Raw genomic sequence first — 18767 nt, 5'->3', positions numbered from 1 at the left:
GGGCGCCGATGCCGGGCGCTGTGAATTCACGCACATCCGTCCGGAGCGTCAGGTCGGCGACACGCCATGCGGCGGGCGGACCGCCCTTAAGATCTGGAAACATGAGGCAGCCCACTATCACCCGAGCCGCCATCGTCCTCGCCGCGACGGCGACGGCGACGCTGATCGGGACCGGTGCACAGGCCAGCGCGGGCACCGTGTCGTTCCCGCAAGTGCCGACCATGGCGCACGGCGGACTCTGCTCGACCACTATCCAGACCTGGGCCGACACCAGCCCCGAATGGCCGGGCCGCGCCATCCTGAACGTTCGCGCGCCGCCGGTCGCGGGCATCGGCCCCGGCAAGCACCCCTTGGCGCCGCTGTGCGAGGTGCGCACCACCGTGGCGTGGCGCAATCTGAACACCGGGGCGACGGGCGCCTACGAGAACACGGTGGTCACCGGCATCTACGGCAGCATTCAGTACGCGCTGTTCCAGGACACCGGGCCGGGCCGCATCGAGGTCACCGTCACCACCGACGCACTGAGCATCCCCGCGCGGGGCGTCTTCGACGTCGCATGATCCGGGGCCTCGGGGACTCGTTCCCGCCGAGGCCGTAGATCAACCCGTAAAATTCCGGAGCGTGGGAGCACCTCGGATCAGCCTGCGCACGGCCGCCGTCACCGGTACTGCGACGTTGCTCGCCGGTTCCGGGGCGGGTACCGCATCGTGGGCCGCTTATCGGCTGCTCATGGCGCAGGCGGGCGTGGCGCGCGGCGTGATCGGTCGCGACACCTCGAAACCGCCGGAGGCGGACGGCGTCTACACCGCGGGCTGCGGCGCGCCCGAGCCGTGGCGCACCGGTAAGCACGCCGACCTGCACCTGATGATCTTCGGCGACTCCACCGCGGCCGGTGTCGGCTGCGTGACCGCGGACGGGGTGCCCGGCGTGCGTATCGCCCGGGCACTCGCCGACGCCAGCGGGAAGCGAATCCGGTTGAGCACCAAGGCGATTTCCGGCGCCACCTCCAAGGGCCTTGCCGGTCAGGTGGACGCCATGTTCGTCGCGGGACCGCCGCCGGACGCGGCGGTGATCTTCATCGGCGCCAACGACATCACCAAGAAGCACTCCATCAGCGCGTCGGCGCGCAGGCTCGGCGCCGCGGTGGCCCGGCTGCACCTGGCGGGCAGCGTCGTCGTGGTGGGCACCTGTCCCGATCTGGGCGCGGTGTCCGCGATCCCGCAACCGCTGCGCACCATCGTGCGCAACTGGAGCGTGCGACTGGCCAGGGCCCAGTTCGCGGTCACCACCGCGGCGGGCGGGCACCCGGTTGTGCTGGGCGAGCTCGGTCCGGAATTCCGCACCGCCCCCGAGCAGATGTTCTCGGCCGACGGCTTCCACCCCTCGGCCGCGGGCTACGAACTCGCCGCGGCGCGGGTGCTTCCGGCCCTGCTCACCGCCCTCGAACAGCGCGGGCTGCGCACCGACCGCGACACGCGCGGCCCGCTCCGCGGACTCGCGGCTCGGCTACGCGGGCTGGTTGCTCAGAAATCCGGCGTCATCGAGGCGGACGACGCCGAAGCGCGCAATGGCCGGGGCGGCGTTCCCGGCGCTCGACAGGTTCGGTACACATAGAGGTGCCAGTACAAAACTGAGCAGCACGTACGAAGGAGCCCTCATGCCAGAGGCAGTTATCGTTTCGACCGCCCGCTCCCCCATCGGCCGGGCCCGCAAGGGCTCGCTGGTCGATATGCGGCCCGACGACCTGACCACCCAGATCGTGCGCGCGGCGCTCGACAAGGTTCCTGCGCTCGACCCCACCCAGATCGATGACCTGATCCTCGGCTGCGGCTCCCCCGGCGGCGAGCAGGGCTTCAACATCGCCCGGATCGTCGCGGTGCAGCTGGGCTACGACTTCGTTCCCGGCACCACTGTGCACCGGTACTGCGCCTCCTCGCTGCAGTCCACCCGGATGGCGTTCCACGCCATCAAGGCGGGCGAGGGCGACGTGTTCATCTCCGCGGGTGTCGAGACCGTCTCGCGCTACGTCAGCGGCTCGGCCGACAGCTGGCCGAACACCCAGAACCCGCTGTTCGACGAGGCCCAGGCCCGGACCGCGAAGACCGCCGAGGGCGGCGCGGGCGTCTGGCACGACCCGCGCGAGGACGGCCTGATCCCGGACGCCTACATCGCGATGGGTCAGACCGCCGAGAACGTCGCCTCCTCCACCGGCATCAGCCGTGAGGACCAGGACCGCTGGGGCGTGCGCTCGCAGAACCGCGCGGAGGAGGCCATCAAGAACGGCTTCTTCGAGCGCGAGATCACCCCGATCACCCTTCCGGACGGCACCGTGGTCTCCACGGACGACGGCCCGCGCGCCGGCGTCACCTACGAGGCTGTCTCCCAGTTGAAGCCGGTCTTCCGCCCGGACGGCACCATCACCGCCGGTAACTGCTGCCCGCTCAACGACGGCGCCGCCGCGCTGGTCATCATGAGCGACACCAAGGCCAAGGAACTCGGCCTGACCCCGCTTGCGCGCATCGTGTCCACCGGCGTCTCCGGCCTGTCGCCGGAGATCATGGGTCTGGGCCCGATCGAGGCCGTCAAGCGCGCGCTGGCGCTGGCGGGCAAGACGGTCGACGACATCGACCTGTTCGAGATCAACGAGGCCTTCGCCGTACAGGTGCTCGGCTCGGCCCGCGAGCTGAAGATCGACGAGGACAAGCTGAACGTGTCCGGCGGCGCCATCGCGCTCGGCCACCCGTTCGGTATGACCGGCGCCCGCATCACCACCACGCTCATCAACAACCTCCAGACCTACGACAAGCAGTTCGGTGTGGAGACCATGTGCGTCGGCGGCGGCCAGGGTATGGCCATGGTCATCGAGCGGCTGAGCTGACGCTCCCCAGCACGACGAAGGCGGCCGCCGGGATTTCCCGGCGGCCGCCTTTGCGTTCATCCGCGATGTCCGACCGCGGCCACTAAGTGATGCAGCCGGACGGAGTCCTCATCAGCCCGCGTATGGCCGAGCGGAAGGCGGAGGTACGCCTAGTCGTTCTGGAAGTACGTCAGCAGTCGCAGGATCTCGACGTAGAGCCAGACCAGGGTGACGGTCAGGCCGAGAGCGACGCCCCAGGCCGCCTTCTCCGGGGCTTGCGCCCGGATCAGCTGGTCGGCGGCGTCGAAGTCGAGCAGGAAGCTGAACGCGGCGATCGCGATGCAGACCAGGCTGAACACGATGGCGAGCGGACCGCCGTCGCGCAGGCCGAAGCCGCCGTCGGTGAAGATGCTCGCGATCAGGTTGCCCAGCATGAGCACAACGACGCCGATAATGGCGCCGATGATCATGCGGGTGAACCGCGGCGTCACGCGGATCGCGCCCGTCTTGTAGACGACGAGCATGCCCGCGAACACACCGAAGGTGCCGAGCACCGCCTGCCCGATCAGCGCACTACCGCCCGCGCCACCGAAGGTGATGTCGGTGAACATGAACGACAGGGCGCCGAGGAAAAGGCCCTCCGCGACCGCGTAGCCCAGCACGATGGCCGGGTTGTCCATCTTGTTGGCGAAGCTGGCGATCAGCACGAGCACCAAGCCGACGAGACCGCCGACGATGACGAACAGCGGCGCGAGGCTGGTGTTGGCCGTGGTGAGGCCGAAGGCGATGAGCGCCGACAGTGTCAGCACACCGAGCGTGATGCCGGTTTTGGTCACCACGTCGTCGATGGTCATGGCCCGGGTGGTGGGCGGGGCCTGCTGGTAGGGCTGGTACTGGTTGGGGTACTGGTTACCGAACTGCTGTCCGAACTGCCCGGCACCCGCTACACCCGAACCGAAGTTGGCGTAGCCGCCGCCCTCTTGCTTGGGCAAATTTTTGAAGACCGGATTGCTTGTGGTGCGCACCGTGAGTGCCTTTCTGGAGTCGTTGCCGCTGTCTGCCGAGCTGCTGCTCGATATCCAACTGCCTGGTCCAACGTCCGGCAGCCGTGCCGAGTTCCCGAGACGTTCGCCAAGGCGGACAATTCGGACTCTACCGTTGCCTGACGTCGTGCAGGCCACGCACCGATCGTGTCACGGTGAACTTCCGGTTCCGCCCGATCACCTCGGTGCGCCCGACCATCCGCTCCACCACGCCGCGATAGTTGAGGTGGGTGTTGTACACGGTCCACAGTTCGCCGCCGGGGCGAAGCACACGTCCGGTCTCGGCGAACATCTTGATGGCCGAGCCGGTGTGCACCGCCGCGCCGACATGGAACGGCGGATTGCACAGCACCAGATCGGCGCTGTTGTCGGCGGCCGATGACATCGCGTCGTCGCGCACCACCGTCACCCGGTCGGCCACGTCGTTGGCAGCCGCCGTGGCTCGCGCCGAGGCCACCGCGGCGGCCGACTGATCGGTGCCGACCACCCGCAGCGCCGGGCGCGCCTTCGCCAGCGCCACCGCAAGAATGCCGGTCCCGCAGCCGAGGTCGATGGCGTCGCGGGCATCCGGCTTCATCCACTTCAGGTGCTGCAACAGGAATCTGGTGCCGATGTCCAGGCGCGGGCCGGAGAACGCGGCACCGTGCGCGACGACCTCGATGCCCACCTCCGCCAAGGATTCGCGCACCGGGAACCGGGGATCGCCAACGGGTTTCGGCCCCTCGATGAACAGCGTGCGGGACTTCTGCTTGCCCCGGCTGGCGTTGACCGTCGAAAACGACTCGCTGAGTACGTCGTTCATCGACTTGGTCAGATACTTGTCGCGTCCGCCCGCGATCACGCTCACTCCCGGGTCGGCGTACCGCGCGATGGCTTCGGCGATTTCCGCCAAACCCGCCAGCATCCTCGGCAACCGCAGCAGCACGACCTCGACGCCGCGTAGCAGATCCTCGCCGAGCGGGTGCGCGGTGTAGCGGTCCGCGAGCCCGAGCGTGCGAGCGTTGTTGGCCAGCGCCAGTTCGCCGGTGAGCAGATCCTGGTGCACGCGGACGTCGCGCAAGTCGTGCCGCGCGATGGCGCCGAGCGTCAGCGCGCCGTAGTTGTCGCCGATGACGGCAATCTTCCCGCTACCGGCTGCCTCGATCGGATCGACGGCCACGTCGAGGATCAACCGGTCGGCGGCATCGACGGCATAGAGGTTCAGCGCCTCCACATCCGGATACCGCCGCAGTCGGCCAAGCACATCCTCGACATCGTCCACACGTCAAGTGTGCTAGATCGTTGCCGAATAGTCGCGTCCACCCCGGCAAATCGCACGTCCGCTCGCTGCCGCCTTCGGCAGTTTCCTTCTGAAACGTTCTGCCACAAAGGCACTCGCGACTTCGGCAGCTGTGCCGTCGATTCCGGTGGCGGGGCGGCGGCGGCGTGTCCTGTCGACGAATCCGCACCGGATCGTTCGTCGATTCGGTTTTGCGCAGATGTCATCTGACGTTCACTCGATCGCCGGCCGATCCATCCGCGTCGCCAATGCCGAGCGGAGAAATCCGAACGTCCGCGTGCGGCACGGGCTCGGCGATCGGCGGACCAGCTCGAGTGTCACCAAATCAACTGCCCAGCAACCGATCACCGAATTCTGCGCGCCGCCAGCGGCTGAGTGAGATGGCGGACCAGCGGCAGCGCGTCGCCGCGCACGGACACCCTCGGGGTGCGTCGATCGAACGGCGGGAGTTCGGCCGCTTCGAGCCAAGTGGCCGCTCGCGAACCCGCCGACTCGCCAACTGCCACCCCGGCCGAGCAATGCGCAGGCGGTGCGTTCGCCGCCAAATGCCGGGAAGGATGTCTGCGGCGCACCGAGTCTCGCATTGTTGCCCGTCAGGGACCGCGCGCTGAGTAACATCAGCCCCATGCGCAACAGGATGGTGCCGACGGTCGTGCTTGCGATGGCTCTGATCGCAGGCTGCGACAACGCCGAAACCGGCTCGGCCACGACGCCGCCCCCGCCGACGACCACCACGGGCTCGCTCCTGGAAGCGCCGACCCAAGTGCCGGGCGACGCGGAACCCAAGCGCGGCACCCCATCGAGCGGCGCGGGGCTCACCGTCACGGATCTGCGCATCGGCCACCATCCCGGTTTCGACCGCGTCGTCTACGACCTCGGCGGCACCGGAACTCCCGGCTGGATCGTGCAATACACCGATCGCGCGATCCAGGACGGCAGCGGCAACGAGATCGACGTAGCCGGACAGTCCGTTCTCGAAGTGCAGATCACCGGATCGGCCTACCCCTTCGACAGCGGCGTCACCCCCTACTCCGGTCCCGATCCGGCCACCGACCCGAGCGCACCCACCGTCGCGGGCGTCTATCGCACCACGGTCTTCGAAGGCACCACCCAGTCCTTCATCGGCGTCAACGCCGACCGCCCCGCCTTCTCCGTCACCACCATGTCCAACCCGACCCGCCTGGTCATCGACATCGCATCCTCCTGACCCGCCGAAGTCGACTCCGCAGAGCTTCCACACGCTTCGCAGCGGCTACAACCCCTGCGAAGCGCGTGAAGGCTCTACGAGGCGCGTGAAGCGTTTGCGATAGCCATATCGCGGTGGTCGGGGTGGGTGTGAGCAGCGGCAAATCATCGATACATACAGGGGGTATAGGTAGTCGTGCGCGGCGCCCGCTACCCTGTCCACGTGGCCGCACCGCACGCTTCCCAGCACGCATCCGGGTTCACCCGGATGCTGAGCGTGCTCACCCTGATCGCAGGTATCGCGGCCATGCAAGTCGGAATCTTCACCACGCCCGCGTCCGCCGCTCACCACCCGAGCGCCGTCGCGGGAGACCCTTTCGCGGCGGTCACAACGCATCACGCCGCCACCGCCTCGGGCGCAGGCACCGTCCTCGCGCCGATCCCGGACCACTCGGTGGACGGCGGCCGAACAAGCGAGAAACGCGCGGCGATCGCCGCCGAACCATCGGGGCAGGCTTCCGCTCAACCCGCCGATCACGCACTCCCGCCTTCCGAACTGCTGGTAACCCCCTCCGCGGAACCCGGGTGCGCCGACTGCGGCGACGGCCACGCGGGTCTGCATGCCTGCGTCTTCATCCTGACCGCGCTCGCCCTGGCGGTCCTGCTCGTGGCTCTGTACCGAATCCCGGGCGCCCGGTCCGGTGATGGCGGCGGCTCGAAACCTCGCCACTGGCGACCCAGACGTGAACGCCCACCGCCTTGGACCGTGTTGTCCCTGGCCGAATTGTCGATTCTGCGGATCTGACAGGTCCACCGCGTCCGTGCTGCCGCACGCTCGCGGTTCCGCCTGCCCTTTTCACCGTGCTTTTCGCGATTCCCAAGGAGTTCAACCATGTTCATCACCCGTACCCGTATCACCCTCGCCACCCTCGCCACGGGCGCGCTGCTGTTCGCCGCCGGATGTGGCGACGATTCCGAGTCGATGTCCGGCACGGACCACGCCACGTCGTCGAGCGCCGCCGCGGCAACCTCGGCCGCTCGGACCGATTTCGACAACGCCGACGTCACGTTCCTTCAGATGATGTACCCGCATCACGCCCAGGCCGTCGAGATGGCGAAGCTGGTTCCCGGTCGCACCAAGAACCCGCAGCTGCTCGCGCTCGCCGCGGAGGTCGAGAAGGCGCAGGCGCCCGAGATGGAGCAGATCAGCTCCCTGCTGCGGAGTTTCGGCAAACCCGCGCCGACGACCGGTGGCGGACACGAGGCCCACGGCATGCCCGGCATGATGCCGGCCGAGGAGATGTCGGCGTTGCAGGCGGCGTCCGGCGCCGAGTTCGACCGCATGTGGCTGGAGATGATGATCGAACACCACGCCGGGGCGATCGACATGGCGAAGACCGAACTGGCCGACGGCGTCAACCCCGACGCGCAGGCGCTTGCCCGCTCGGTGATCACCGCACAGGAGGCGGAGATCGCGACTATGCGCACCATGCTCGGCCAGAACTGACCGCGTGACCGGTCCACGCCCGGCGGTATCGGTTGACCATCGATATAGGCACGCCACGCTGACGGGGCACGACCCGCACAGTAACGTCGTAAGGTCCGGTCTCCTCCGCGCCGGACGCACCGAGGGGAAAGGCGAACGGACATGCGACGACTGGAACGCGCAGGCCTGACCGCCGCCGCGGCGGCGACCGCGACCGGCATCACGTTCATCGGCGCCTGCTCGACGCAGGTCACCGGCAACCCCCAGGTCAACCAGACCGAGTTGGCCGCGTACACGTCCGAAGTCGCCGCCTCCTCGGCCGCCGCGTCATCATCGCGGGCGGCGGCCGTTGAACGCGCGACCGACGCCGCCTGCGGCGCCTTCGCGGCGGCGAACGACAGCTCGGTGGATTCGTTCAACGCCTACATCGACGCCAGCAACAACAACGCGCCCGACGCCGACGCCAAGGCCACCGCCGCAGTCAGCACGTTGCGCGCCAATGCCCGCGACGTGGACCAGAAGCTGAGCAGGGACGTCCCGCCGAATGTCGCGAGCACTCTGCGCGTCTACCGGGACGACACCAACGCACTCGCCGACCTGCTCGAACGCCGCGTGGACGTGGACACGCTCAACGCCGCCATCGACAAGTTCAACGCGACCAAGAACTCCGCACGCGAGGCCTGCCGAGGCCGTTGACCCGAGTCACCGGCTACCGCCAGGCTCAGGGCCGTGGAACGCTCCCTTGCCAGGCCGCGGTCGTCTGCTCCGCGCTCGAACCCTGTTGCCGCGCACGCTGATTCCTGCGCTGCAATACGAGCAGGGCGGCGCCGGCCGACAACGCGACGCAGGCGATGAACGCCACGAGCGGCGCCCACCCTTCGGCGCCGAGCCCCGCGAGCGCGACGGCCGGAATCACCGTGAGCAATCCGATTCCGACCAGCACGAAGCCCGCCCAATTCCCGGTGTCGGCCATCGTCTCCCCGGGTTGAGGTCCGGGGGTGCGGGCGATGTCCGGTGCGTCGTCGAGCGGGGGAATCTCCCACGTGCCGTCGGATGCCATGGTGCGACCACCTCGTTCGGATCGTGCGCGATACTCTCGCCGGTTGGGTATCCCAACTCACCGCGGCGAAACCGTCCGCACCAACGCGACCGCACTGCAAGGCAATCGAGAGCCTCGACTGATATCACCCGGCGAGCGCGCGACCCCGCAGGTCACCGCGATGGCCGAATCTGTGTACCGCGCCGAGCAATTCGGCGACGAACGGACCAGGTTGCGGCAGTTCGTAACCCGGTGGCCAGAGCCAGCGGCGTTCGTCGGACGTCGGGTTGCTCGATTCGCTGAGCAGCGGCAGCGCGATGTGTTCGCCCCATTCCGCGATCCGCACATCGGCCTCGGAGAGCAGGCCCCGGTGTGGCGATTCGCAGAGGCCCGCGGTGAGGAAGACCCACCGGCCGGTGTCCGGGTCGACGAAGACGGGACCGGCGTGCTGCGCCGGCTGCAACAAGGCCTGTAGGCGCGCACCGAGCACCTCGGGCATGGTCACGACCCCCACGACGCCCACCCGGAGGACCACCTGGGTGCCCATGATCGCGACGGGGAATCGGTACATCTCCCGATAGGTCACGAAGTTCTGCCGCAATGTCATCGTCGCCATCCACCTTCCACGGGTCGGCAGGCTTGTGGAATCGACCGCGAGGCAGCGATATAGAGCCGCCGCGTCGCGCTCTCTTTCGATCGTCCAGCCGCGAAGCACGCCCGGCAACGCGATCGGCAATCGCTGGGGAAATCACCAGTGCGGCGCGCGCCGGGCTGGAGATCCCACAACGCGCCGCCCCGTGATTGGCGGGGCCGATCGCGGGTAACCGGCATGCATGGAGCTACTGGTGATCATCGGGATCGCCGTGCTCGTCGGCGCGGTGGTCCTGTCTCGCAAGATGTCCGGACGTCGACCGCACGCGCCGGAGTCCCCAGGCAACGACGGGGAGTGATTCTCATGGCGGCAATGGACCCCGATCCCGCACGCACCCCGGATCTGGAACCGGGCGGTGGCGTCGCCCCGGGTGCGACTCCGCCGGAAACAGCGCAGACCTCCGGCCTTTCCGCGCCGGAGCCGCGCACCAGGCACCGGTTCCCTGGAACCGGCATCGCCGCGATGGCCGTGACGATCGCCTTGGTCGTCCTATTCACGGTGGTCGCGATTGCGATAATCGTGTCGCTGATCTGACCCGGGTGGCCGACCACACTCGTTGATGAACGCCGTGCGCCCCTAAGATACAACTTGTGTCTAAGACGTACTCATCAGCTGAGCACGCCTATCGCGAGGTCAAGGAGCGCATCCTCACGGGTGCACTGCCGGGCGGCGAGCTGATCAGCGAGGGCGAGATCGCCGCCGCGCTCGGCACCTCCCGCACACCGGTGCGCGAGGCTTTTCTCCGGCTGGAGACCGAGGGGTGGATGCGGCTCTACCCGAAGCGTGGCGCGCTCGTCGTGCCGATCCCGCCCGACGAAGCCGAGCACGTCGCGCACGCCAGGTACGTCGTCGAGACCGCGGCCGTCCGCGCACTGGTCGCCGCGGACCCCGACGCCGTCGCGACCCCGTTGCGCGCCTCGCTCGACCGCCAGCGCACGCTGGCGGCAACCGAGGACCTGGACGCCTTCGCCATCGAGGACACCGACTTCCACCGCACCTACGTCGTCGCGGCGGGCAACCCGCTGCTCAGCGGCTTCTACGATTCGCTGCGCGAGCGGCAGCGCCGGATGAACAGCGTCGCCCTGCGGCGCGGTCCGCTGGACATCGACCGGATCATCGACCAGCACGCCGGGCTTGCGGAGCTGATCACCGGCGGCGACGTCGTCGGTTTCGCGGCGGCGCTGATCGAACACCTCGCCGGGGTGCACCAGCTGGAACTACGGGGCCTGTGATGACGGCCCTGACAGACCTACGCCCCGCCCGATCGGCCACCGCAACCGAGCACTGGTGGGGTGTCGCCGCCGCGGTGTTCGCCATCGCCTGGGGCGGAAACGAATTCACTCCGCTGCTGGTCATGTACAAGAGCCACGGGCTGGCACCGACCACTGTGGATCTGCTGCTCTTCTACTACGTGCTCGGCATCGTGCCCGCGCTGCTGATCGGCGGCCCGCTCTCGGACTGCTACGGCCGCCGCAGGCTTCTGCTGCCCGCCCCGCTGATCACCGCGAGCGGATCGCTGCTGCTCGCCTTCGGCTCCGGCTCGGTGCCCGCGCTCGCGGCGGGACGAGTGCTGTGCGGTGTCGCGCTCGGCCTGGCGATGGCGGTGGGCAGCAGCTGGCTGAAGGAACTCTCGCAACCGCCGCACGGCCCCGCCCTGCCCGCCGGTACCGGCGCGCGCCGCTCCGCGATGAGCCTCACCGGCGGGTTCGCCATCGGGGCAGGAACCGCCGGGGTGCTCGCGCAGTGGGCGCCGCTGCCGAACACGCTCGCCTACCTGATCAACTCCGCACTCTGCCTCGCGGCAGCAGCGTGGATGTCTCGCGCTCCGGAAACCGTCCCGCCGCAGGGGAACCCACGCCGTCTCGTCGACGACCTGAAGATTCCCGCCGCCGGTCACCGCCGCTTCCGCTGCATCGCACTGCCCGCGGCACTGTGGTTGTTCACCTCCGCCGCAACGGCTTACGCGGTGATGCCGACGCTCATGCTGCCGCACGTGCACGGCGCACCCATCGCGTTCTCGGCGCTGATCACCGTGATCACCCTCGGCTGCGGATTCGCGATCCAGTCGGTCGCCCGCCGCATCGACCAGCCCGGCACCGCCCGCGCCGCCGCCCTCGGCCTCGCCCTCGTCACCTGCGGAATGCTCGCCGCGACATGGGCTTCCGCAGCGCTCACACTCGGCGCAACCATCCTCACCGCCGCCATCCTCGGCGCGGGGTACGGCATCGGGCTTGTCGCCGGTCTACAAGAAATCGAGCGCATCGCTCGTCCGGAGGAACTCGCCGGGCTCACGGCGGTGTTCTACTCGGTCAGCTATCTGGGGTTCGCCGTCCCCGCGGGGTTGTCGTTTCTGCATCAGCATGTGGGGTTCAGTTACCCGGCGATGTACACCGGGCTGGCCGTGGCCGCGGCGGGTTGTCTGGTTCTCGTGCTGCGGAACTACGGGCCACAAACCTAGAACCGAAGACGAAGGACTGCTGCGCCCCGCCTTCAAACGGGACGAATGGAAGTCGGTCGCCATCGGCGGCGTCCTCGGATTCCCGTCGGCGAACTCCAGGTCCACCTCTTGCTGGGCTAGCGGTAGTCCGGGTTCTCGAAGTCGAAGCGGCACCCCGCGTCCCATTCGGATCGCTGGTTGCCGTGTGCGGGGATGCCGCCGTTGTCCTTCAGCATTCTGGCGAGGTGCAGCAGGTTCCAGGTCATGAAGGTGGTGTTGCGGTTGGTGAAATCGTTGTCCGGGCCGCCGGATCCCGGATCGAGGTAGGAGGGCCCGGGGCCTGCCTCGCCGATCCAGCCCGCGTCGGCTTGCGGCGGGATGGTGTACCCCAAGTGCTGCAAGCTGTAGAGGACGTTCATGGCGCAGTGTTTGACACCGTCCTCGTTACCGGTGATCAGACATCCGCCGACCCGGCCGTAGTAGGCGTACTGTCCGTACTCGTTCAGGATCGAGGAGTTGCCGTAGAGACGCTCGATGACCTTCTTGGTGACGGAGCTGTTGTCGCCCAACCAAATCGGGCCCGCCAGCACCAGGATGTCGGCGTCCATCACCTGGCGCTGCAGTGCGGGCCATTCGTCGGTGGCCCAGCTGTGCTCGGTCATGTCGGGCCAGACTCCCGTGGCGATGTCGTGATCGACGGCACGCAGCTGGGCGACCTGGACACCCTGCTCGGTCATGATGTGGGCGCTGAGGTCGATGAGCCCCTGGGTGTTGCTGATCTCCGGAGAGCGCTTCAACGTGCAGTTGATGAACAGTGCCTTCAGGTCCCGGTAGCTCGCCATGGTGTTCCCCTTCGTCCGCGGGAGGCTGTATTCGCTGGAGATTTGCGAACCATAGCGAGAACGGGCCGCGGCCGGAGTCGATCGGACAACTCGTAGCCGACACTCGGCGTCCGCTGAGCGGGACCGTCGATAGTGTGCGCCGAGCCGGTCAGTCGCGGCTCGGTACCGCGCAGCCCTCGGGACCGCACGCTTCCGCGTCGCCCACGATCTGCAACGCGGGCTCGCGGTCGGCCCAGGCTCGCTCCAGCGCCTGCGCGAAGAGAGCCGGAGGCTGCGCGCCGGACACGCCGTACTTGTTGTCGAACACGAAGAACGGCACCCCGTTCGCGCCGAGCCGCGACGCCTCTCGCTCGTCGGCGCGCACCGCGTCGGCGTAGGCGGTGGGATCGGCCAGCACGGCGCGGACCTCGGATTCCTCGAAACCCGTCGCGACGGCGATCCCGGCCAACCGCTCCGCATCGCCGAACAGGGACGCCTCCTCGGCGAAATTCGCGTGGTAGAGCGCGTCGAGGAGTTCGTCTTGCCTGCCCTTCGCCAGCGCGAAATGCAGCAGGCGGTGCATGTCGAAGGAGTTGCCGTAGTCACGTCCCTCGGTCAGGTACGGCAGGCCGAGTTCCGCCGCCTGCGCGCCGATGCCGCGCTCGTTGGCGGCCGCCTGCGCCTCGCTGATGCCGTACTTGCGGGCGATCTTCGCGACGACGGGACCGGTCTCGTCCGCGGGCAGCGTCGGATCCAGCTCGAACGAGCGGTGCACCACCTCGACCTCCGCACGCTGCGGAAACTCCGCCAACGCCTGCTCGAACCTGGCCTTGCCCAGGTAGCAGAACGGGCAGTTGATATCGGTCCAGATCTCGACCCGCACGGTCGTCCTCGCTTTCGTCATCGCCCCGGTTGGTGGGAACGTCGTGGCAACCGAGGGTGTTCCCCCGCGCTCTCGGGAGTCGCCACATACTCCTTACACGCGTCACACAGGTACGCGTTGTGTGACCCGTGCAGACGGTGTGTGGGAGGGCTCGGTCAGACCCACCGTCAGGTTCGAGCCAGCGTTGTCGCTATCGGCGCCCGGGCGTCGGGGTGGAACATCCGACGACGAAGCAGCCCACCGGCCAGTCCGCGAACGGCGGCGGCAACGGCTTGCCGAGGCAGGTGATCGGATCGCAGCCCGGATAGGCGTAGGGCCCGATTCCGAGCGCGGCGAGGGTGGCATCGGGGTTGGTCATCATCGGGTCGGTGATGCTGACGTCGGGCAGCGGCACGAACGGACCCGGGTCCGGCAGCGCAGGCTCACGGAACGCGCCGACGAGGGGGCGCAGCACCTGGTACGCGAAGCCGACATCACCGGGAACGGTGACTCCGGTCCAGCTGACCAGCAGGTTCAGGCTCGGGACGATGTAATTGTCCTGGCGCATCATGCCGCTCATCTTCACCGCGTCGGCGGGCAAACCATGGAATTCCGGACCGCAACCGGGACCGTTGACGACGAACAGGAAGCCGTAGCACTCGTGCCCGGGCGAGGATTCGGCAGCTTGGATCAGGTACTCCACGGAAATGACCTGCGCCCCTGCCCAGTTCCCGCGATTGGCAACCAGCAGACCGAGTTTCGCGAAATCGTCCGGGGCCATCACCAGATGCGCGTAGCCATAGGTGTTTCCGCTCCGATCACGCGCCCAGTAATAGTTACTGGCCCGGATACCCAACGGATCGAACAGCTTTCGCTGCGCATACGCCTGAAAGTCCTCGCCGACCGCCTGCTGCACCACATAGGCGATGAGATCCACGGCGCGCTGGCTGTACCGAAACGTCGTGCCTTGCGGATACTCGATCGGCATCGCCAATGCCTGGGCGACCACATTGGGATCGAGCTGTCCGAGCCCGGTCACCCCTTCCGACACCACCGCGACCTCGATACCCGAGGACTCGGTGAGCAGATTGCGCACGCGAACAGCCCGATGCTCGGCGTCGCCGAGGCCGGGCGGCAGATGGTCGCCGATCGGATCGTCGAGCCCGAGCAGCCCTTCGTCGACGGCGATACCGGCCACCAGCGAGACCACGCTCTTGGTCGCGCTCCACAGGTTCCACGGCAATCCGCCCGTTCGCTCGTTCTGCGGCCCCGCAGCGATCAGGCAATTGTTGCGAAACACCTTGAAGTTCAGCCGGGTCGGCGATGAAGCCGCCGCGATCGCATCGCGCAGCGCCGCCGAGTCCAACCCGACCTCCTCGGGAGTCGCCGTCGGAAACTGCCGCCCCTGCGGCATTTCGCAATGCTTCAGCCCACCGGGTTCCGCTGCCGCCGGGCCACCGAAACCACCGGCTACCGTCCACAAACAAAATGCGATAACCAGTGCCACAACACTTTTCACGGAATTCCGCATGACCCGCCTTCCGTCCCGCGATCCGGTTGTGACATCGGCGAGCACAGAACCCCGTTACGAGAAGACGCCCCTGCTCAGCGCCCCGAATTTCGTTGGCGCGAGTCCCATGGGCGGCCGACGCGGACCCCCGACGCCGGCTCGAATACCGACTCGCACCCCGCAGATCGACGGAAGAGAAACGGCGGCTCTACCAGCGTGCGCACCATTCGATCAGCACTCCCGCGCAAAGCGCGACCTCAGTCGAATGGCGTGCGGCCGAACACATCGGCCGCCCCTCGGAATCCCCCACTCGTGGTGCCCCCAGTCGGACTCGAACCGACACTGAATGGATTTTAAGTCCACTGCCTCTGCCAATTGGGCTATAGGGGCCGTTCGGTCAGCCTACCGACTCGTACGGCTGTACCGGAATCGTGGCGCGGCTGGTCTCGGGTTGTGGGATGGGCGGGTTGTCAGGATACGCCGTGCCCTGCCAGCGGGCAGGGCACGGCGAGCAGTTGGTTACTCGGCGAGCGACTTGCCGAGCAGCGAGTTCCTGCGGCTGTAGGCGAAGTAGATCACCAGGCCGATGGCCATCCAGATGAGGAATCGCAGCCAGGTCTCGACCGAGAGGTTGAGCATCAGCCACAGGCAGGACAGGACGCCGAGGATCGGAATGAGCGGGACCAGCGGAACACGGAAACCGCGCGGCAGGTCGGGCCGGGTGCGGCGCAGCACGAGCACGCCGAGCGAGACCAGCACGAAGGCGAACAGCGTGCCGATGTTGACCATTTCCTCCAGGGTGCCGAAGTCCACGAAACCGGCGAGCAGCGCGCAGGCCACGCCGACGATGACAGTGAGGCGGACGGGGGTGCCTTTGGCGCCGGTGTGCGCGAGACGCTTGGGCAGCAGTCCGTCGCGGGCCATGGCGAACAGCACCCGGGTCTGCCCCAGGTACATCACCATGACCACGGTGGTGAGGCCCGCCAGCGCGCCGATGGAGATGATGTTCTTCGCCCAGTCCGCGCCGTGCAACGCGAAAGCCGTTGCGAGCGTTGCGTCGTTGCCGGACAGATCGGTGTAGGGAACCATGCCGGTGAGCACCAGGGCGACCGCGACATACAGCACGGTGACGATCAGCAGTGAGCCGAGGATGCCGCGCGGCACGTTGCGCTGCGGGTCCTTGGTCTCCTCCGCGGTGGTGGCGACGACGTCGAACCCGATGAACGCGAAGAACACCAGGCTGGCCGCGGCGAGCAGGCCGTACCAGCCGAAGTTGCTGTTGCCTGCTCCGGTGAGGAAGGAGAACAGCGACTGGTGGATGCCCTGGTCGCCCTCGCCCGACTGTGAGGGCGGGATGTAGGGCGAGAGGTTCGACTTGTCGAAGTAGGTCGCGCCGACAACCAGCACCACGGCGATCACGCCGAGCTTGATCGCGACGGCGATCGCCGACACCCGCGAGGAGAGCTTGGTGCCGACGGCGAGCAGCACGCCGAGTACCGCGATGAGCGTCACCGCACCCCAGTCGAAGGTGACCGGCCCGAGGTCGACGACGGCGGGCCCGGTGCGCATCACCTCCCCGAGGTACTGCGACCAGCCCTTGGCCACCACGGACACCGCGAGCGCGAATTCGAGGATCAGGTCCCAGCCGATGATCCACGCGGCCAGCTCGCCGAAGGTGGCGTAGGAGTAGGTGTAGGCGCTGCCCGCCACCGGCACTGTGGAGGCGAACTCCGCGTAGCACAGCGCCGTCAGGCCGCAGGCGATGGCGGCGAACACGAAGGCCAGCGAAACCGACGGTCCGGCAACGTTCCCCGCGGTGCGGGCGGTGAGAGTGAAGATACCTGCTCCGACCACGACCGCGACACCGAAGATAGTGAGATCCCAGGCGGTGAGATCTTTGCGTAGTTTCGAGTCGGGCTCGTCGGTATCGCGAATCGATTGCTCGACGGATTTGGTTCGGAACAAGCCATTTCGCCGAGAAGAGCTCGAAATCGCCACGTGTTCTCCTTCAAAATGATCAGGCAGGACGCCGGGATTGCCGGGTGCCGCCGGTTTGCTAGTGGACGCCGGCCATGTAGCGACTGATCCACGGTCCCAGTGCCGCGACGATCAGTCCCACCGCGATCGCCACGGCACCGGTGATGCCAAAGTAGGCGACTTCGTGCTCAGGGGCGTAAAAACGAGCAAGAACGCCCGACATCGACGTACCAATACCGACGGAAAAGAAGTACAACGCCATCATTTGCGCCCGGAACGCTTCCGGGGCGAGCTGGGTGGTCACCGCGAGCCCGATCGGGGAGAGCAGCAGTTCCGAGACCGCGAACCCGGCCATGATCACCAGCACCGCCAGCGTGGGCACGGACTTGTCGCCGAATCCGGCGAGCGGCACGAACAGCAGGAAGGCCGCGCCCATGCCGACGACGCCGAGCGCGAACTTCTGGGGTGTGCTCGGCGCGCGATTGCCGAGCTTGGTCCACAGCAGCGCGAACAGCGGCGAGAGCGTGATGATCCAGACGGGCTCCACCGAGCCGATCCAGCTGGCGGGCGCGGTCCAGCCGAAGATGGTCCAATTCATCCGCTCGTCGGAGTAGACGGCCAGCACGGTGAAGATCTGCTGGAACAGCGACCAGAACACCGCGTTGGCGAGGAAGAGCGGGATGAACGCCCGCACCCTGCTTCGTTCGATCGGTGCGACCTTGGCGCTGGTGAGCATGACCGCGAAATACCCGAGCGAGGCCACGGCAATCACGACCGTCGTCGCCTCGGGCAGGTTGTCCAGCGTGACCAGCCGGGTCGCGAAGGCCACCGCGACCGCCGCCGCCGCACCGAGCGCCACACCGACTGTCGGACCGATCGCACTGCGCGGCAACGGGTTCGGCACCTCGCGACCGGCGGTGCCGAGGTTGCGCCGGAAGATCACGTACTGGGCGAGGCCGAGCGCCATGCCGATGGCAGCGGCCCCGAAGCCGTAGTGGAAGCCGAGGTGGGTCTGGAGCAGGCCGGTGAGCAACGGGCCGGTGAACGCGCCGATGTTGATGCCCAGGTAGAAGAGCGTGAAGCCGCCGTCGATGCGTGCGTCGTCCTTCGGGTAGAGCGTGCCGAGCAGCGAGGAGGCGTTCGCCTTCAGCGCGCCGCTGCCGAGCGCCACCAAGACCAGGCCGACCGCGACGCCCGCCAGTCCCGGCAGCACGGCGAGGGCGATGTGCCCGGCCATGACGACCACGCCGCCGTAGAAGACGGTCCGCTCCATCCCGAGCAGCCGGTCGGCGATCCAGCCGCCCAGCACGGTGGACAGGTACACCAGGCCGCCGTAGGCGCCGACGATGCCGACCGCGGTGCTCTGCGGCAGACCGAGACCGCCGTCGGTCACCGAGTAGTAGAGGTAGTACCCGAGGATCGTGAGCATGCCGTAGAAGGAGAACCGCTCCCACAGCTCCACGCCGAACAGGTTGGCCAATCCGATCGGATGGCCGAACAGGGTCCGAGCCGGGATCGGCCGCTCGGATTCCACTACTTGGGACATGCCCAGCACCTTGTCACAAACCGCAACTGTGCAGCAACTCACCCCACACGCGGCGTTCAGGCGGCGTTTGCGC

At 67.9% G+C, this 18767-nt stretch carries 19 protein-coding genes and 1 tRNA gene; 10 read left to right on the top strand and 10 right to left on the bottom strand.

All coding sequences use genetic code 11. From position 1 onward, the window contains the following. Positions 1-101: 101 nt before the first annotated feature. The 3 genes from AB0H50_RS16135 to AB0H50_RS16125 all read left to right on the top strand — a co-directional run bounded on the left by AB0H50_RS16135 (position 102) and on the right by AB0H50_RS16125 (position 2878). The gene (locus tag AB0H50_RS16135; RefSeq protein ID WP_357452445.1) at positions 102-560 is read left to right on the top strand and encodes a hypothetical protein; all 459 of its coding nucleotides are present in this window, start codon (positions 102-104) and stop codon (positions 558-560) included. A gap of 61 nt (positions 561-621) precedes the next feature. After that, positions 622-1614, top strand: coding sequence for an SGNH/GDSL hydrolase family protein (locus tag AB0H50_RS16130; RefSeq protein WP_357452442.1), 993 nt, complete (start codon positions 622-624; stop codon positions 1612-1614). Positions 1615-1657: 43 nt separating this feature from the next. Then, complete coding sequence (locus AB0H50_RS16125; RefSeq protein WP_357452440.1) at positions 1658-2878, top strand: acetyl-CoA C-acetyltransferase; 1221 nt, start codon at positions 1658-1660, stop codon at positions 2876-2878. 149 nt (positions 2879-3027) lie between these two features. Here AB0H50_RS16125 and AB0H50_RS16120 read toward each other — a convergent pair whose 3' ends face one another. Next, the gene (locus AB0H50_RS16120; protein WP_357452438.1) at positions 3028-3882 is read right to left on the bottom strand and encodes a Bax inhibitor-1/YccA family protein; all 855 of its coding nucleotides are present in this window, start codon (positions 3880-3882) and stop codon (positions 3028-3030) included. Between the two features lie 127 nt (positions 3883-4009). Next, on the bottom strand, positions 4010-5161 hold the full coding sequence (locus tag AB0H50_RS16115) for a methyltransferase (protein WP_357452435.1): 1152 nt from the start codon (positions 5159-5161) through the stop codon (positions 4010-4012). 643 nt (positions 5162-5804) lie between these two features. Here AB0H50_RS16115 and AB0H50_RS16110 point away from each other — a divergent pair. From AB0H50_RS16110 to AB0H50_RS16095, 4 genes are all read left to right on the top strand, one after another. Continuing rightward, positions 5805-6386, top strand: a complete 582-nt coding sequence (locus AB0H50_RS16110) for a hypothetical protein (protein WP_357452432.1) — start codon at positions 5805-5807, stop codon at positions 6384-6386. Between the two features lie 201 nt (positions 6387-6587). Continuing rightward, positions 6588-7169 carry a hypothetical protein gene (locus tag AB0H50_RS16105; protein ID WP_357452429.1) on the top strand — a complete coding sequence of 194 codons (582 nt, stop codon included), beginning with the start codon at positions 6588-6590 and terminating at the stop codon, positions 7167-7169. 87 nt (positions 7170-7256) lie between these two features. Next, positions 7257-7871 (top strand): DUF305 domain-containing protein, encoded by a 615-nt coding sequence (locus tag AB0H50_RS16100; protein WP_357452426.1) that lies wholly within the window; start codon positions 7257-7259, stop codon positions 7869-7871. 141 nt (positions 7872-8012) lie between these two features. Next, on the top strand, positions 8013-8546 hold the full coding sequence (locus AB0H50_RS16095) for a hypothetical protein (protein ID WP_357452424.1): 534 nt from the start codon (positions 8013-8015) through the stop codon (positions 8544-8546). A 25-nt stretch (positions 8547-8571) separates the two neighbouring features. On the opposite strand, the gene AB0H50_RS16090 is transcribed toward AB0H50_RS16095, so the two are convergent. Then, positions 8572-8910 (bottom strand): hypothetical protein, encoded by a 339-nt coding sequence (locus tag AB0H50_RS16090; RefSeq protein WP_357452421.1) that lies wholly within the window; start codon positions 8908-8910, stop codon positions 8572-8574. A 124-nt stretch (positions 8911-9034) separates the two neighbouring features. Beyond that, positions 9035-9505: a hypothetical protein gene (locus tag AB0H50_RS16085; RefSeq protein ID WP_357452420.1), complete on the bottom strand. Its 471-nt coding sequence runs from the start codon at positions 9503-9505 to the stop codon at positions 9035-9037. Positions 9506-9844: 339 nt separating this feature from the next. Between AB0H50_RS16085 and AB0H50_RS16080 the strand changes: the two genes are divergently transcribed. From AB0H50_RS16080 to AB0H50_RS16070, 3 genes are read left to right on the top strand one after another with little or no spacing between them, the layout of a single operon-like run. Further along, positions 9845-10075 (top strand): DUF6480 family protein, encoded by a 231-nt coding sequence (locus tag AB0H50_RS16080; RefSeq protein WP_357452417.1) that lies wholly within the window; start codon positions 9845-9847, stop codon positions 10073-10075. Positions 10076-10131: 56 nt separating this feature from the next. After that, positions 10132-10773, top strand: a complete 642-nt coding sequence (locus AB0H50_RS16075; protein WP_357452414.1) for a GntR family transcriptional regulator — start codon at positions 10132-10134, stop codon at positions 10771-10773. Beyond that, positions 10773-11999 carry an MFS transporter gene (locus AB0H50_RS16070; protein ID WP_357452411.1) on the top strand — a complete coding sequence of 409 codons (1227 nt, stop codon included), beginning with the start codon at positions 10773-10775 and terminating at the stop codon, positions 11997-11999. The genes AB0H50_RS16075 and AB0H50_RS16070 overlap by 1 nt, the downstream gene beginning before the upstream one ends. Positions 12000-12115: 116 nt before the next feature. Here the strand turns inward: AB0H50_RS16070 and AB0H50_RS16065 are convergent, their stop codons facing one another. The 6 genes from AB0H50_RS16065 to AB0H50_RS16040 all read right to left on the bottom strand — a co-directional run bounded on the left by AB0H50_RS16065 (position 12116) and on the right by AB0H50_RS16040 (position 18694). Next, positions 12116-12820 (bottom strand): flavodoxin family protein, encoded by a 705-nt coding sequence (locus AB0H50_RS16065; RefSeq protein ID WP_357452408.1) that lies wholly within the window; start codon positions 12818-12820, stop codon positions 12116-12118. A 148-nt stretch (positions 12821-12968) separates the two neighbouring features. Continuing rightward, a complete protein-coding gene (locus AB0H50_RS16060; RefSeq protein WP_357452405.1) occupies positions 12969-13703 on the bottom strand; it encodes a DsbA family oxidoreductase in 735 nt (244 codons plus the stop codon). 169 nt (positions 13704-13872) lie between these two features. Next, positions 13873-15075, bottom strand: a complete 1203-nt coding sequence (locus tag AB0H50_RS16055; protein WP_357452402.1) for a serine hydrolase — start codon at positions 15073-15075, stop codon at positions 13873-13875. Between the two features lie 409 nt (positions 15076-15484). Continuing rightward, positions 15485-15561 (bottom strand) — tRNA-Leu (locus AB0H50_RS16050). Positions 15562-15690: 129 nt separating this feature from the next. Beyond that, positions 15691-17169: an amino acid permease gene (locus AB0H50_RS16045; protein ID WP_357452399.1), complete on the bottom strand. Its 1479-nt coding sequence runs from the start codon at positions 17167-17169 to the stop codon at positions 15691-15693. Positions 17170-17227: 58 nt separating this feature from the next. Then, positions 17228-18694, bottom strand: a complete 1467-nt coding sequence (locus AB0H50_RS16040) for a peptide MFS transporter (RefSeq protein ID WP_357452396.1) — start codon at positions 18692-18694, stop codon at positions 17228-17230. Positions 18695-18767: the final 73 nt, after the last annotated feature.

The sequence above is a fragment of the Nocardia sp. NPDC050793 genome (assembly GCF_040654065.1).
Taxonomy (GTDB): Bacteria; Actinomycetota; Actinomycetes; order Mycobacteriales; family Mycobacteriaceae; genus Nocardia.
Note: the sequence above shows the minus strand (reverse complement) of the source record. Positions and strands in the feature narration are given on the sequence as shown.